Annotated in this window: 13 protein-coding genes; 11 read left to right on the top strand and 2 right to left on the bottom strand. The window is 73.9% G+C overall.

The window, feature by feature from the left end:
* Positions 1 to 27: 27 nt before the first annotated feature.
* Positions 28 to 1,872 carry an NlpC/P60 family protein gene (locus tag AB0C99_RS34910; protein ID WP_362483752.1) on the bottom strand — a complete coding sequence of 615 codons (1,845 nt, stop codon included), beginning with the start codon at positions 1,870 to 1,872 and terminating at the stop codon, positions 28 to 30.
* 136 nt (positions 1,873 to 2,008) lie between these two features.
* On the opposite strand from AB0C99_RS34910, the gene AB0C99_RS34905 reads away from it, so the two are divergent.
* Together AB0C99_RS34905 and AB0C99_RS34900 are read left to right on the top strand one after the other, a co-directional pair.
* Positions 2,009 to 2,494 carry a prevent-host-death family protein gene (locus AB0C99_RS34905; RefSeq protein WP_362483751.1) on the top strand — a complete coding sequence of 162 codons (486 nt, stop codon included), beginning with the start codon at positions 2,009 to 2,011 and terminating at the stop codon, positions 2,492 to 2,494.
* A gap of 35 nt (positions 2,495 to 2,529) precedes the next feature.
* Positions 2,530 to 2,841 (top strand): hypothetical protein, encoded by a 312-nt coding sequence (locus AB0C99_RS34900; protein WP_362483749.1) that lies wholly within the window; start codon positions 2,530 to 2,532, stop codon positions 2,839 to 2,841.
* A 76-nt stretch (positions 2,842 to 2,917) separates the two neighbouring features.
* Here AB0C99_RS34900 and AB0C99_RS34895 read toward each other — a convergent pair whose 3' ends face one another.
* Positions 2,918 to 4,087, bottom strand: a complete 1,170-nt coding sequence (locus AB0C99_RS34895) for a pyridoxal phosphate-dependent aminotransferase (protein WP_362483747.1) — start codon at positions 4,085 to 4,087, stop codon at positions 2,918 to 2,920.
* Between the two features lie 144 nt (positions 4,088 to 4,231).
* On the opposite strand from AB0C99_RS34895, the gene AB0C99_RS34890 reads away from it, so the two are divergent.
* The 9 genes from AB0C99_RS34890 (at position 4,232) to AB0C99_RS34850 (ending at position 13,444) form a co-directional block, all read left to right on the top strand.
* Positions 4,232 to 4,477, top strand: coding sequence for a hypothetical protein (locus tag AB0C99_RS34890; protein WP_362483745.1), 246 nt, complete (start codon positions 4,232 to 4,234; stop codon positions 4,475 to 4,477).
* A gap of 285 nt (positions 4,478 to 4,762) precedes the next feature.
* Positions 4,763 to 5,281, top strand: a complete 519-nt coding sequence (locus tag AB0C99_RS34885; protein WP_362483743.1) for a DUF2617 family protein — start codon at positions 4,763 to 4,765, stop codon at positions 5,279 to 5,281.
* A gap of 75 nt (positions 5,282 to 5,356) precedes the next feature.
* Positions 5,357 to 6,967, top strand: a complete 1,611-nt coding sequence (locus AB0C99_RS34880; RefSeq protein ID WP_362483741.1) for a polyamine aminopropyltransferase — start codon at positions 5,357 to 5,359, stop codon at positions 6,965 to 6,967.
* Positions 6,968 to 7,038: 71 nt separating this feature from the next.
* Positions 7,039 to 7,890 (top strand): SRPBCC domain-containing protein, encoded by an 852-nt coding sequence (locus AB0C99_RS34875; protein WP_362483739.1) that lies wholly within the window; start codon positions 7,039 to 7,041, stop codon positions 7,888 to 7,890.
* A 45-nt stretch (positions 7,891 to 7,935) separates the two neighbouring features.
* Positions 7,936 to 8,727, top strand: a complete 792-nt coding sequence (locus AB0C99_RS34870) for an aldose 1-epimerase (RefSeq protein ID WP_362483738.1) — start codon at positions 7,936 to 7,938, stop codon at positions 8,725 to 8,727.
* A 24-nt stretch (positions 8,728 to 8,751) separates the two neighbouring features.
* Positions 8,752 to 9,291, top strand: coding sequence for an orotate phosphoribosyltransferase (gene pyrE / locus AB0C99_RS34865; protein WP_362483736.1), 540 nt, complete (start codon positions 8,752 to 8,754; stop codon positions 9,289 to 9,291).
* Between the two features lie 221 nt (positions 9,292 to 9,512).
* Positions 9,513 to 10,535 (top strand): class II fructose-bisphosphate aldolase, encoded by a 1,023-nt coding sequence (gene fbaA, locus AB0C99_RS34860; protein ID WP_362483734.1) that lies wholly within the window; start codon positions 9,513 to 9,515, stop codon positions 10,533 to 10,535.
* A gap of 94 nt (positions 10,536 to 10,629) precedes the next feature.
* The gene (locus tag AB0C99_RS34855) at positions 10,630 to 11,799 is read left to right on the top strand and encodes a MalY/PatB family protein (protein ID WP_362483732.1); all 1,170 of its coding nucleotides are present in this window, start codon (positions 10,630 to 10,632) and stop codon (positions 11,797 to 11,799) included.
* Between the two features lie 208 nt (positions 11,800 to 12,007).
* Complete coding sequence (locus AB0C99_RS34850; protein WP_362483730.1) at positions 12,008 to 13,444, top strand: MFS transporter; 1,437 nt, start codon at positions 12,008 to 12,010, stop codon at positions 13,442 to 13,444.
* Positions 13,445 to 13,726: the final 282 nt, after the last annotated feature.

The following is a 13,726-nucleotide window of genomic DNA, read 5'->3' as shown; positions in this document are numbered from 1 at the left end:
CCGCGCGGCACGGAGGGGGCGCGCGGGTCAGAAGCGCCGGATCACCCGGAGCTTGCCCGTGTACGTCTCGCCCGGCTCGCCGTCGAGCACCGACCGGCCGCCGACGTCGGCGAGGGTCGGGCCGTTGGGCGTCTTGCGGCTGGACAGGAAGCGGCGCAGGCCGTGGTGGTCCTGGCCGGCGTAGATCCCGATGTGGCCGCCCGCCGAGGGGTCCGTGTCCGGGTCGAAGAAGACCACGTCGCCGATCCGCAGCCCGTCCAGCGGCGGGGCCGAGGTGCCCCCGTCGGCGATCTTCACACCCGGCCCGGAGCCCGCCTGCCGCGTCGAGGTGCGGGGCAGTCCGCGCAGGTCGGGGGCGGAGTTCTCGTGCAGGAGCGGCAGCTTCATGTGGAAGCCGTAGACCATCCGGACGTACCCGGAGCAGTCGAGCGACTTCAGGTACGGGGTCTCCGGCTGCCGGACCGGGAAGCCGTCGAACTTGTACGAGATCCCCAGGTACTCCTGGAAGTCGGCGCCGACCGAGCGCTCGCCGGTGTCCGGGGCGGGCGCGCTGTAGCGGGAGGTGCCGAGCACCTGCGTGGTGCGGGCCACCTTGTCGCCGTCCTCGACGACCCCGGTCACCGCCGGGGCCCCCGGCAGGTACATGGCGGCGTACGCCAGCGCGTCCGGCGACAGGTCGCCCGCCCAGGCGCCGATCCGCTGGGCGAGCGCGGGTGTCCAGGTGCCGTCGAAGGGCTCCGGGAGCACCCGGACCCAGGTGTCGTGGCTGATCACCGGCGGGTCGGTCCAGGACGCCTCCTCGACGAGGAAGTCGTAGACCCGGGCCTCGGTGCCCGCCGCCGCCGTCTCGGGGGCGTGCGCCCGCACGCCGACGGCCCCGGCGCCGAGGGCGGTGTCCGGCTCGGGGTCGCGCAGCGCGAACCGCCAGTCGGGGGTGGCCTCGCCGTGCTTCCAGGCCCGCGCGCGCAGCGTCCCGTCGGCCTTCTCGACCTGCACCCACCAGTGGTCGAAGGCGGCGAAGCCGGTGCCGACGGTGACGGGGGCGGCGAGCACGACGACGTTCCTGTCGTCGAGGGCCTTCTCCATCGTGAGCTGCACGTCCCCGGCCGGGGTGACGATCAGGCGGGCCCGGTAGTGGGTGACCAGGGCCGAGAGGGAGAAGGTCAGCGCGAGCGAGAGCGGGCCGCCGACGGGCTTCTTGTCGAACGAGAAGCGGGCGCGGGCCCGGACGTCGCCGATGTTCTTGTCGGAGAGGTAGGAGTGCCGGCTCTCGCCGGGCGTCCGGAGCGTGACGACGGCGCGGCCCTGCTCGACCTTGTAGTCCCCGACGTGGGCGTCGTCCTTGCTGTTGGGGATCCAGGAGCCGCCCTCGGGCGACTGGCCCCAGCCGGTCGTGCCCGAGGTCAGGGTCCGGTCGAAGGCGTCCGTGACGGGCCGCTTCTGCTCGGTGAACCAGCGCCGGGGCCCGCGCACGGTCACCGTCCGCGCCCCCGTGGTGAGCGTCGCGAGGACACCGGCCGCGTCCGAGACCTCCAGCCCGCCGGGTATCGCCCGGGTGCTCAGCGGCCCGGCCGGGTGGGCGCCGAAGTGCCAGGGATCGGTGGGGTCGAGCACCATCGGCAGCCGGGCCCCCGGCACCGGGGCGGCCGGTCCGGCGGCGGGCGCCGCCCCGCCCGGCGGGACGACGGCGGCGACGGCGGGCGCCGCCCCGGCGAACGGCACGGCCCCGCCGGCCGCGACACCGGCGAGCGCGAACAGGGCGGCCCGGCGACTGGGCGCGAATCGCGGCGCGGGCTGGGCCGCGGGCTGGCCCGCGGCCTGGACTGCGGACGGTGCCGCGGGCTCGGGTGCGGCGGAGTGCGGTGCGGACATGTGCGGGTACCCCCCGGGGTCTCGTGCCCGATCGCCTCGTCGACGATCAAGGACGAGGGGACCCTACCCGCGCCCGGTGGCCCACTCTCAAGCCGCACCCCTGGTACTCAGACCATACTCTGAGTACAGTCTGAGTATGAGCCTTGCGTACCTGGGAGCCGAGCCCGAGTCGGTGTCGTTCACTGATCTTTCGAGAAACCCGAAGGCGGTGGCCGCCCGCGCCGCCGCCCTCGGCGCCGTGCGCGTCACCCACAGGGACGCTCCCGACATGGTGCTGACGACGGCCGCGCACGCGGAGCGCACCGAAGAGAACCTCACGACGGCGTCGCGGCTCTTCCTCGCGCTCATGAAGCACGACGAGGGCGCACGATCGCTGCTCCTGGCGCTGCCCGAGGTGTTCCCGTGGGTCCGGCACCTGGACGACGAGGAGATGCGCGCGTTCACCGTGGAACTGCTCGAAGCGCTGTCCGACGCGGCCGAGCTGGGGGCACGGGAAGCCGTGCACCGTGCGCTCGTCTCCTGGAGGGCGACGGCTCGCATCAACGCCGATCCGGAGCAGCGCACGGAAGCGCTGCGTCCGCTCGACGGGGAGGACCTGGGGCCGGTCGAGGTGCTTGGGTGAGTCCGAAGAAGGGTGATCGCGTCAGTGTTCCGCCCTTGAGCGGGTGGAACGTCGTCTTCGGCACCACGGAGGCGGTGACGGGCTGGGAAGAGCTGTGCCGGGTGGCGCTGTCCAGTGCCCACCGGTGCCTGGAGGCGCTGCGCACCGACCCGCTGTCGCGTGAGAACTGGAACCGCCAGCACCAGCTCCGCGGGAAGCTCGCCACGAAGGAATGGAAGGGATCCGCGCTGGAGCAGTGGGAGTTCGAGGTCACGAGCGGCGGCCGAGTGCGCTACCTGGTCAGCCCCGAGACCTCGACCGTCGTTCTGGTGTACGCCTCCACTCGGCACCCCAAGGACACCGAGTAGCCCGTCGTTCCCGCGCGGGGACAGGGCCCGGCCGGAAGCCTGGGCCCCTCCCCACAGGGTTCCCCCGCCCCGCCCCTCAGGCCAGCCGCTTCAGTCGGTCCACCGCCTCCTGGAGGACGTCGACGCGCTTGCAGAACGCGAAGCGGACGAAGGGGGCGCCCTCCTCGCGGTGGTCGTAGAAGACCGCGTTCGGGATCGCGACGACGCCCGCGCGTTCCGGCAGCGCCCGGCAGAAGGCGAAGCCGTCGGTCTCGCCGAGGGGGCGGATGTCGGTGGTGACGAAGTAGGTGCCGGCCGGGCGGTGCACGCCGAAGCCCGCGGCGGCCAGGCCCTCGCTCAGCAGGTCCCGCTTGGCCTGGAGCTCGGCGCGCAGGCCGTCGGTGAAGGAGTCGGGCAGCCGCAGCGCCTCGGCGACGGCGTACTGGAAGGGGCCGGAGGAGACGTAGGTGAGGAACTGCTTGGCGGAGCGCACGGCGCTCGTCAGCTCCGGCGTCGAGGTGATCCAGCCGACCTTCCAGCCGGTGAAGGAGTACGTCTTGCCCGCCGAGCCGATGGTGACCGTCCGCTCCCGCATCCCCGGCAGGCTCGCCAGCGGGATGTGTTCGGCGCCGTCGAAGACCAGGTGCTCGTAGACCTCGTCCGTGACGACGAGCAGGTCGCGCTCCTGGGCGAGTTCGGCGATCGCGGTGAGCTCGGCGCGGCTGAGGACGGTGCCGGTCGGGTTGTGCGGGGTGTTGAGCAGGATCAGCCGGGTCCGGTCGGTGACCGCCGCCCGCAGCTCGTCCAGGTCGAGCGCGAAGGCGCCGTCGTGCGGGCGCAGGGTGACGGGCACGCGGGTGCCGCCCGCCATGGCGACGCAGGCGGCGTACGAGTCGTAGTACGGCTCCAGGGCGATGACCTCGTCGCCCGGCTCGACCAGGGCCAGCAGCGCGGCGGCGATCGCCTCGGTGGCCCCGGCGGTGACCAGGACCTCGCTGTCGGGGTCGTACTCCAGGCCGTAGCGGCGGCGCTGGTGGTCGGCGACCGCCGTGCGCAGCTCGGGGATGCCGGGGCCGGGCGGGTACTGGTTGCCGTGCCCCGCGCGCAGGGCGCGGACCGCGGCCTCGCGGATCTCCTCGGGGCCGTCGGTGTCGGGGAAGCCCTGGCCCAGGTTGATCGAGCCGGTGCGGGTGGCGAGCGCGGACATCTCGGCGAAGATCGTCGTGCCGAACTCGGCGAGCCTGCGGTTGAGCGGCGGTCGTGTCATGCCCGTCATCCTGGGGCGAAGCTCTGGACTTGCTCAAGTGGGCTTTGAGTGTCGCCGGGGCCGGGAATCCCCCTCGCACGCCGGGAGAACGGCGGACGGAGACCGTGCCGGGGGGCACGGTCGGACATCACGGGGGACATCGTCATGGACATCTTCTTCATCGCCTTCATCGCCGCCCTGGTCATCGCCTTCGTCGTCGGCGTCACCGCGGCCGTCCGGCGCAACGCCGCCGCCCAGCGCCGCCGTCGCGGGCGCGGCTGGGCGGGCGGCGGCGGCAGCACCGGCAGCACCAGCGCCGGGTGCGGATCGTCCTCGTCCTGCGGCTCCTCGTCCTCCTGCGGCTCCTCGTCCTCGTCCTGTGGCGGCGGGGGCGGCTGCGGCTCCAGCTGACGTCCGCAACGGGCGTCGTGGGCGCTTCCGTTGGGCCGGTGGGGGAGGCACGCGAGGGATTCGGACTGAACAGTTGAACCGTGGGGCCCCCTAGGGGATGGAAACCACGCCAAGTTGGGTAAAAACGCTGTGAGCTGCCCACGGTTCATGATTCCCTCGCTGTTGAGAACATCCAGCCCCTCGGACCGTGTGTGGACCCGAGCCGGCGATCCCCACTCCCGGTCGGAGCCCCTTCGCCGGGACGCCCCCGGCCCACCCGTCAAACCGTGTTTGCGGAGCCGATCCATGCTCACGACCCTGAAGACCTCCTACACCGACACCCGCGCCGCCGACCTGGCCTGGGCGCTGGGGCGCGATCCGCTGCCCGCGCTGGCGGTGCTCGACCTCGAACTGTCCGGAGCGAAGCTGCAGTTGCGCCTGCTCGGCGCCTCCCACCAGGTGCTCCTGGAGGAGGCGGACCGCACCTGCTCGGAGACCGTCGCCTGCATGCCCGGCAGCAGCACGCCGCTGCCGCTGGGCGTGTCCAAGCGGGTCGGCGAGTGGGAGTACGAGTTCGCCGCGCGCGTCGAGACCCTGACGCAGGGCTCGTTCGCGGGCCGCGCCCAGGAGCTGCTCGCGCTCGTCGCCGACCACCCGCACGGCCTCGCGGGGACCTTCCCCGGCTCGCCGCACGCCTTCACGGCGATGCTGGCGCAGCGCCACGAGGGCCAGGTGCGCTGGCGCACCTGGCACGCGTACCCGCAGGAAGGGCAGTTGGTGGTGACCAGAACCCGGATCGGGGCGCGTATGCCCGCGACGCTCTGACACGCCGAGGTTTCACCCCAGGTGCACTCGTGTGGGTGACAAACGGCGACAGATGAGTGACGTAGCGTTACGAGCATGATCGACCCGCCCGTGACCGCGCCCCCGCCAGCCCAGCGGGCGGTGCGGTCGCCGCCGGGTCGGCCGCGCGCGGTGCGCTATCCGGTGCTCGCGGTCGTCTTCGTGTGCGCCGCCTGCGGTCTGGTGTACGAGCTGGAGCTCGTCGCGCTCGCCTCGTATCTGATCGGCGACTCGGTCACCCAGGCGTCCGTCGTGCTGTCCGTCATGGTCTTCGCGATGGGCGTCGGCTCGCTGCTCGCCAAGCGGCTCCGCTGCCGCGCCGCCGTCGGCTTCGGCCTCGTCGAATGCGGCCTCGCGCTGATCGGCGGCAGCTCGGCCATGGTGCTGTACGCGGCCTTCGCCTGGCTCGGCGAGGCCCGCTATGTCCTGGTGGCGTTCTCGCTGGCCATCGGCGTGCTCATCGGCGCCGAGATCCCGCTGCTGATGTCGCTGATCCAGCAGGGCGGCCGGCGCGAGCAGGACGCCGCCGGGACCGTCGCCGACCTCTTCGCCGCCGACTACGTGGGCGCGCTGGTCGGCGGCCTCGCCTTCCCGTTCCTGCTGCTGCCCTGGCTCGGGCAGCTCACCGGCGCCCTCGTCACCGGCGCGGTCAACGCGGTGGCGGGCGGCGCCCTCGTGCTCTGGCTGTTCCGCCGCGACCTCACCCGCCGCTCCCGCTGGCTGCTGGTCGGAGCCAACGTCGCCGTGCTCGCCGCGCTCGGCACCGCCACCGCCCTCGCCGACGACTTCGAGGAGGCCGCCCGCCGAGCCGTCTACGGGGCCGACGTGCGGGTCGCGGTCCGCACCCCGCTCCAGGACGTGGTGGTCACCGGCGGCCACGGCGGCCCGCCCGACCTCTTCCTCGACGGACGGCTGCGGGTCGGCGGCCGGGACGAGTACCGCTACCACGAGGCCCTGGTGCACCCCGCGATGAACGGGCCCCGCGCCCGGGTGCTGATCCTCGGCGGCGGCGACGGGCTGGCCGCCCGCGAGGTGCTGCGCTACGCCGACGTCCGCGCCGTCACCGTCGTCGAGCTCGACCCCGGGGTGGTCCGCCTCGTCCGCACCGACCCCGAGCTCGCCGCGCTCAACGGGCAGGCGTTCCGCGACCCCCGCGTCACCGTCGCCTACGGGGACGCCTTCCGCTGGCTCCGCACGGCCCGGCCCGTGCAGGAACGGTACGACGTGGTGATCTCCGACCTCCCCGACCCCGGCCTCACGGCCGGCGCCAAGCTCTACTCGGAGGAGTTCTACGGGCTGGCCGCCCGCGTCCTCGCCCCCGGCGGACGGCTCGTCGTCCACGCCGGCTCGGCCGGTACCCGCCCCCGCGTCTACTGGACCGTCGACGCCACCCTGCGCGCCGCGGGCTTCGCCACCCGCCCGTACGGGGCCGATCCCGGCGCCGCCCCCGGGACCGCGCGGGCCGCCCGGGCGCCCACCGCCCCGTGGGGCTTCCTGCTGGCCGCCGCCGCCCCGGACCGGCCGCCCCTCGCGCTCTCCCCGGCCGCGCCCCGGCTGCGCTCGCTGACCACCCGCTCGCTCACCACGGCCGAGGCCCGCGTCGAGCGGACCCGCACCCCCCGGGACGCCGGGCTGCCGCCGTCCACGCTGGTGCACCCGCGCTACTGACCGGGCATCCGGTGCCCCGGTGGCACGCGAACAGGCGACGGGCGGCGTCCGTCTGAGTAGGCTCGGCTCCCATGGAGCATGAGGTGTTCGTCCCGGTCCCGGCCGAGGTCCTGCGCGCCACGCTGACGGACCCGGCGGTGGTCGCGCGCTGCGTCCCCGGCCTCCAGCAGGACCCCGCCGAGGACACGGACCCGCTCGCCGGGCGCCTGAAGGTCCGGGTGGGCGGCAACACCATCACCTACCGCGGCGCCCTGCGGCTCACCGCCGCCGCGGACGGCGCCTTCGCCGTCGCGGGCGAGGGCGAGGAGGTGCGCGGCAAGGGCTCGGCAGCCCTGGAGCTGACCCTCACCCTCACCCCGGTGGCCGAGGGCACCACGCTCGGCTTCACCGGCCGCGTCGACGCCTCCGGCCGCCTCGCCGAGGCCGACCCCGAGGCCCGCCACGCGGCGGGCGCCCGCCTCCTCGACCGCTTCGCCGAGGCGCTGGCCGCCGTCGCCGACGTCGAGGCCGAGCTGGCGGCGGCCGAGGGCGCCGGCGACGACGGGGACAGCGACAGCGACGGGGTCGACGACGACGGGGTGGACGACGGGGTCGAGGAGCCGGCGGGCGGCGCGGCCGGTGGTGCGCCGTCGGGCGGGCTCGACGGGCTCGAACTCGACGACGGCTCCGCCGCCCCGGGCGGCCGGGGCGGCCGTACCGACCCGCTGACTCCGCCCGCCGCCGAGGCCGCCCACGCCCGCCGCACGATGATCGGCCGCAGCGCCGAGGAGGTCGACCACGCCCCGCCGCGCGGGCGCTACGCCCCCGTCCCGGCCCCCGAGACCTCCAGCGCCACCGCCACGCTGCGCTGGATCGCCCCCGCCGCCGCCCTCGCGATCGCCTCCGCCGTCGTCGTCGGACGGGCCCTGCGGCGACGCCGCTGAGGGGGAAGCCGACGGGGGGATCGGGGCAGGCCATAAGGTCGGTGTGTGAGCACTCTGACGCGACTGACGGCCGGCGACGCCGAGTTGACCATCGACCCCGAGCACGGCTGCCGCATCGTCGGCCTGCGCATCGGAGGCACCGAACTGCTGCTCCAGGGCGAGCGCTTCGGCTCCTTCGTGATGGCGCCCTGGGCGGGCCGCACCGCCGACGCGCGTTTCCGCAACGGCGACACCGTCCACCGGCTGCCCGTCAGCGAGCACGCCGCCCCGCACGCCCTGCACGGCACCGTCCGGGACGTCCCGTGGAAGACCGCGGAGGTCACCGCGACCACCGCCGCGTTCACCACCGCCCTCACCGACCCCTGGCCGTACAGCGGTCTCGTCACCCAGACCTTCGAGCTGACCGAGGACTCCCTGACGCTCCAGCTCGGCATCGAGACCCTCGGGGCCTCCTTCCCGGCGCAGGTCGGCTGGCACCCCTGGTTCCGCCGCAGCCTCGGCGGCGCGGACGTGGAGCTCGACTTCACCCCGGGCTGGCAGGAGGAGCGCGGCGCCGACCACCTGCCCACCGGCCGGCGCGTCGAGCCGACCCCGCGCCCCTGGGACGACTGCTTCGGGATGCCCGGCGGCGTCGACCTCACCCTCACCTGGCCGGAGCAGCTCGAACTCCGCGTGACCAGCCGGGCCGAGTGGCTGGTGATCTACGACGAGCCCGCCGACGCAGTCTGCGTCGAGCCGCAGTCCGGCCCGCCCAACGGCCTCAACACCCACCCGAGGCTCGTCACCCCGATCGACCCCCTGGAGCTCGCGGCGACCTGGCGCTGGCGTCGGCTCTGACCGGGCGGCTTTAAGCTCGTGAGCATGACTGACGTACGCGCTGAGCTGCTCCAGCAGATCAAGGACAAGGCCGTGGTGCACGGCAAGGTGACCCTCTCCTCGGGTCGTGAGGCCGACTACTACATCGACCTGCGCCGGATCACCCTGGACGGCGAGGCCGCGCCGCTGGTCGGCCAGGTCATGCTCGACCTGGCCAAGGACCTGGACTTCGACTGCGTCGGCGGTCTGACCCTGGGCGCCGACCCGGTCGCCACCTCGATGCTGCACGCCTCGGCCGCCCGCGGCGAGCGCCTGGACGCCTTCGTCGTGCGCAAGGCGCAGAAGGCCCACGGGATGCAGCGCCGGATCGAGGGCGCCGACGTCAAGGGCCGTCGCTGCCTGGTCGTCGAGGACACCTCCACCACCGGCGGTTCGCCGCTGACCGCCGTCGAGGCGGTCCGCGAGGCCGGCGGCGAGGTCGTCGCCGTGGCGACCATCGTGGACCGGGGCGCGGCGGGTGCCATCGCCGAGGCGGGGCTGACGTACCTCACCGGCTACCAGCTCTCGGATCTCGGTCTGGCCTAACGGCGCCAAGTCGTGACTTAGGTCCCGGGACCGTCCATGGACCCGTGCTGACCTGCGTTTTTGTGTGAAGGCGGGGTGTTTCACGTGAAACATCCCGCCTTTGTGCGTGTACGGCCCGTGGGAGCTCGTACAGGAGTCTGGAAAGATGGGTGGTGACGATGACGTCGCCCCCAGGTCAGGGCCTAGCACCACACACCCCGCACATCACAAGGAGCGGACGAATGCCCATCGCAACCCCCGAGGTCTACAACGAGATGCTCGACCGGGCGAAGGCAGGCAAGTTCGCCTACCCGGCCATCAACGTCACCTCGACCCAGACCCTGCACGCCGCCCTCCGTGGCTTCGCGGAGGCCGAGAGCGACGGCATCATCCAGATCTCGACCGGTGGTGCCGAGTTCCTGGGCGGCCAGTACAACAAGGACATGGTCACGGGCGCCGTCGCCCTGGCCGAGTTCGCGCACATCGTCGCCGCCAAGTACGACATCACGGTCGCACTGCACACCGACCACTGCCCGAAGGACAAGCTGGACGGCTACGTCCGCCCGCTGCTCGACATCTCCGCCGAGCGCGTGGCCCGCGGCCTGAACCCGCTGTTCCAGTCGCACATGTGGGACGGCTCCGCCGAGACCCTCGCCGACAACCTGGCCATCGGCCAGGAGCTGCTGGCCAAGGCCGTCGCCGCCAAGATCATCCTTGAGGTCGAGATCACCCCGACCGGCGGCGAGGAGGACGGTGTCACGCACGAGATCAACGACGAGCTGTACACCACCGTCGACGACGCGCTGCGCACCGCCGAGGCGCTCGGCCTGGGCGAGAAGGGCCGCTACCTGCTGGCCGCCTCCTTCGGCAACGTCCACGGCGTCTACAAGCCGGGCAACGTCGTGCTCCGCCCCGAGCTCCTCAAGGACCTCCAGGCCGGTGTCGGCGAGAAGTACGGCAAGTCGTCGCCGTTCGACTTCGTCTTCCACGGCGGCTCCGGCTCCACCGCCGAGGAGATCGCCACCGCGCTGGAGAACGGCGTCGTGAAGATGAACCTCGACACCGACACCCAGTACGCCTTCACCCGTCCGGTCGTGGACCACATGTTCCGCAACTACGACGGCGTCCTGAAGGTCGACGGCGAGGTCGGCAAGAAGAACACCTACGACCCGCGCACCTGGGGCAAGCTGGCCGAGGCCGGCATGGCCGCCCGCGTCGGCGAGGCGTGCGTCTCGCTGCGCTCGGCCGGCACCAAGATGAAGTAGGCAGTAAGCCATAAGCGGTCGCTGTTCATGTCGGGAGGTCCGGCTCCGGTTCCACGGGGCCGGGCCTCTCGGCGTTCCGGGGAGGAAACGAGACATGGTGGACGCGTTCGACTTCGATCGTGAGATAGACCGGCGGGGGACCTGGTCGGTGCAGTGGGACGGCATATCCGATCGCTTCGGCGTGCCCGACCTGCTGCCCTTCACCATCTCCGACATGGACTTCGCCTCCCCGCCGGTCGTCCTCGACGCCCTGCGCGAGCGCGTCGGCCACGGGGTCTTCGGCTACACCGACTGGCGGCTCGGGGAGTTCCGGGAGGCCGTCCGGGACTGGTACGCCGAGCGGTACGGGACCGCCGTCGACCCCGAGGCCATGGTCTACGCGCCCTCCGTGCTCAGTCAGCTCTCGCAGCTGCTGCGGATGTGGACCGGGCCGGGGGACGGTGTCGTCGTCCACCGCCCCACGTACGACGGCTTCCGCAAAGCCGTCACAGGGCTCGGGCGCGAGCTGCGCGGGGTGCCGCTCGACGACCCCGAGGCCCTGGAGCGCGAGCTCGCCCGGCCCGACAGCCGGATGCTGCTGCTCTGCTCCCCGCACAACCCGACCGGGCGGGTCTGGAGCGCCGACGAGCTCAAGGAGTTCGCCCGGCTCGCCGAGCGGTACGACGTCGCCGTCGTCAGCGACGAGATCCACGCCGACCTGACCGCCGCCGGGCACCGGCACGTGCCCTGGGCCGCCGTCGCCGAGGCGGGCCGGGGGCGGCGCTGGGCGATGGTCACCTCCGGGACCAAGGCGTTCAACTTTCCCGCGCTCTCCGGCTCGTACGGGTTCCTCGGCGACCCCGACGAGCGGGTCGCCTTCGTCCGGCGCATGGAGACCGGGGAGGGCCTCGCCTCGCCCGCCGTGCTCTCCCTCACCGCGCACATCGCCGCCTACCGGCACGGGGCGCCCTGGCTGGACGCGCTCCGCGCGTACGTCGCCGGGACCATGCGGCTCGTCGAGGAGCGGCTCGCCGAGGGGCTGCCCGGCGTCGTCTGGGCCCCGCCGCAGGCCGGCTACCTCGCCTGGATCGACCTGCGCCCGCTCGGCATCGACGAGTCCGCGCTCCAGGAGGAGCTGGTGACCGCCGAACGGGTCGCCATCATGCCCGGCGGGACCTACGGCACGCCCGGCTTCGTCCGGCTCAACGTGGGGTGCCCTCGGGCCAAGGCCGAGCGGGGGATCGACGCGCTGGTGCGGGCGGCGGGGCGGTTGCGGGTGGGGTGAGTTCTGGGGGCCGTGCCTGTGCCGTGCCCGTGCCGGGCTGGTGCCCGTGCCGGGGCGGTGGCTGGGCTTGGTGCCGGGGCCGGTGCCGGTGCTTGGACCGGGGGCTTGGGACGGTGCCCTTGCCTGTGCCGGTCGCTGAGTTCTTTTTTGCCTGTGCCGGTGGTTGCTTCAGTGGGCGCGGTTCGCTTGTTCGCGGGACCATGCTGGCATGGACATCCGGCTCGCCTCGGGCACGGGGCGCTGGATCGTGTTCACCACGGTCCTCGGCTCCGGCATGGCGCTGCTCGACTCGACCGTCGTCAACGTCGCCCTGCCCCACATCGGCGAGGACCTCGGCGCCGACATCGCCGACCTCCAGTGGACCGTCAACGCCTACATGCTCACCCTCGCCGGGCTGATCCTGCTCGGCGGCTCGCTCGGCGACCGGTACGGGCGGCGGCGGGTCTTCGTGATCGGCGTCGTCTGGTTCGCCCTCGCCTCCCTGCTGTGCGGGCTCGCCCCCAACGCGGGCATCCTCATCGCCGCGCGCGCCCTCCAGGGCATCGGCGGGGCGCTCCTCACCCCCGGGTCGCTGGCGCTGATCCAGGCCAGCTTCCACGAGGACGACCGGGCGAAGGCGGTCGGCCTGTGGTCCGGCTTCGGCGGGGTGGGCGCGGCGGTCGGGCCGTTCGTCGGCGGCTGGCTCGTGGACGGGCCCGGCTGGCGCTGGGTCTTCTTCCTCAACGTGCCGCTCGCCCTGGTCTGCGTCCCGGTTGCCCTGCGGCACGTCCCCGAGTCCCGCGACGAGGCCGCGCACGGGCGCTTCGACGTGCTCGGCGCGGTGCTCGGCGCGGCCGGGCTCGCCCTGGTCACGTACGCGCTGATCGCGCAGGCGTGGTGGGCCGGGGTGGCCGGGGTGCTCGTCGGCGTCTGGTTCGTCGGTGTCGAGCGGCGGCGCGGCGAGGGCGCGATGGCGCCGCCCTCGGTGTTCCGGTCGCGGATCTTCACCGCCGTCAACCTCGTCACGCTCTGCGTCTACGGGGCCTTCGGCGGGTTCTTCTTCCTGGCCGCGCTCCAGCTCCAGGTGGTGTCCGGCTACTCGGCGCTCGCCGCCGGCACCGCGATGCTGCCGACGACGGTCCTCATGCTGCTCGGCTCCGCCAAGTCCGGCGAGCTCGGCGAGCGCACCGGGCCGCGGCTGCCGCTCACCGTGGGGCCGCTGCTGTGCGCGGCGGGGATGTTGCTGATGCTGCGGGTCGGCGAGGACGCCTCGTATCTGACGGACGTGCTGCCCGCCATGCTCGTGCTCGGGCTCGGCATGACGACCCTGGTCGCGCCGCTCACGGCGACGGTGCTCGCCTCCGTGCCGGTGGCGCGGGCCGGGCTGGCCAGCGGGATCAACAACGCGGCGGCCCGCGCGGCGGGGCTGCTCGCGGTGGCGGCGCTGCCCGCGCTGACCGGGATGAGCCCGGACGCGTACCGCTCGGCGACGGAGTTCGGGGACACGTTCCGGCGGGCGATGCCGCTGTGCGCGGGGCTGCTGGTGGTGGGCGCGGGGCTCGCCTTCGCGGTCATCCGGTCGCCCGCGCCGCCCGCCCGGCAGCCCGAGAGCCGGTACCACTGCGGGGTGACCGCGCCGCCGCTGGACCCGGGCGAGCAGGGCTGACGGCGCGGGGGCGCCGCTGGACCCTGGCCCGCCGCTGGACCCTGGCCCGCCGCTGGGGCCTGGGCCGTTGTCGGGCCTCGGGCCTCGGGCCGCCGGGCCGCCGGGCCGCTGGGGCTTGGGCTGTCGCCGGGCTCCTGGCCGTTGCCGCGACCCGGGTGCCGCCGGGGGAAGGGCGGGGGCCGGAGCGGGGGCAGGGGTGTCCGGACTGCGACCTCCGCTTCGCTTCGCTCGCTCCGGGCGCCCGCCCGCCCCCACCTGCGAGGTCGCCGTCCCGGCCCGCCC

Origin of the sequence: Streptomyces sp. NPDC048659, assembly GCF_040650575.1 — a bacterium.
Classification (GTDB): domain Bacteria; phylum Actinomycetota; class Actinomycetes; order Streptomycetales; family Streptomycetaceae; genus Streptomyces.
Note: the sequence above shows the minus strand (reverse complement) of the source record. Positions and strands in the feature narration are given on the sequence as shown.

Coding starts and splice junctions, on each gene's coding strand:
- fbaA (WP_362483734.1), top strand. CDS start 9,513: ATGCCCATCGCAACCCCCGAGGTCTACAACGAGATGCTCGACCGGGCG.
- AB0C99_RS34885 (WP_362483743.1), top strand. CDS start 4,763: ATGCTCACGACCCTGAAGACCTCCTACACCGACACCCGCGCCGCCGAC.
- AB0C99_RS34880 (WP_362483741.1), top strand. CDS start 5,357: ATGATCGACCCGCCCGTGACCGCGCCCCCGCCAGCCCAGCGGGCGGTG.
- AB0C99_RS34850 (WP_362483730.1), top strand. CDS start 12,008: ATGGACATCCGGCTCGCCTCGGGCACGGGGCGCTGGATCGTGTTCACC.
- AB0C99_RS34890 (WP_362483745.1), top strand. CDS start 4,232: ATGGACATCTTCTTCATCGCCTTCATCGCCGCCCTGGTCATCGCCTTC.
- pyrE (WP_362483736.1), top strand. CDS start 8,752: ATGACTGACGTACGCGCTGAGCTGCTCCAGCAGATCAAGGACAAGGCC.
- AB0C99_RS34855 (WP_362483732.1), top strand. CDS start 10,630: ATGGTGGACGCGTTCGACTTCGATCGTGAGATAGACCGGCGGGGGACC.
- AB0C99_RS34875 (WP_362483739.1), top strand. CDS start 7,039: ATGGAGCATGAGGTGTTCGTCCCGGTCCCGGCCGAGGTCCTGCGCGCC.
- AB0C99_RS34895 (WP_362483747.1), bottom strand. CDS start 4,087: ATGACACGACCGCCGCTCAACCGCAGGCTCGCCGAGTTCGGCACGACG.
- AB0C99_RS34910 (WP_362483752.1), bottom strand. CDS start 1,872: ATGTCCGCACCGCACTCCGCCGCACCCGAGCCCGCGGCACCGTCCGCA.
- AB0C99_RS34905 (WP_362483751.1), top strand. CDS start 2,009: ATGAGCCTTGCGTACCTGGGAGCCGAGCCCGAGTCGGTGTCGTTCACT.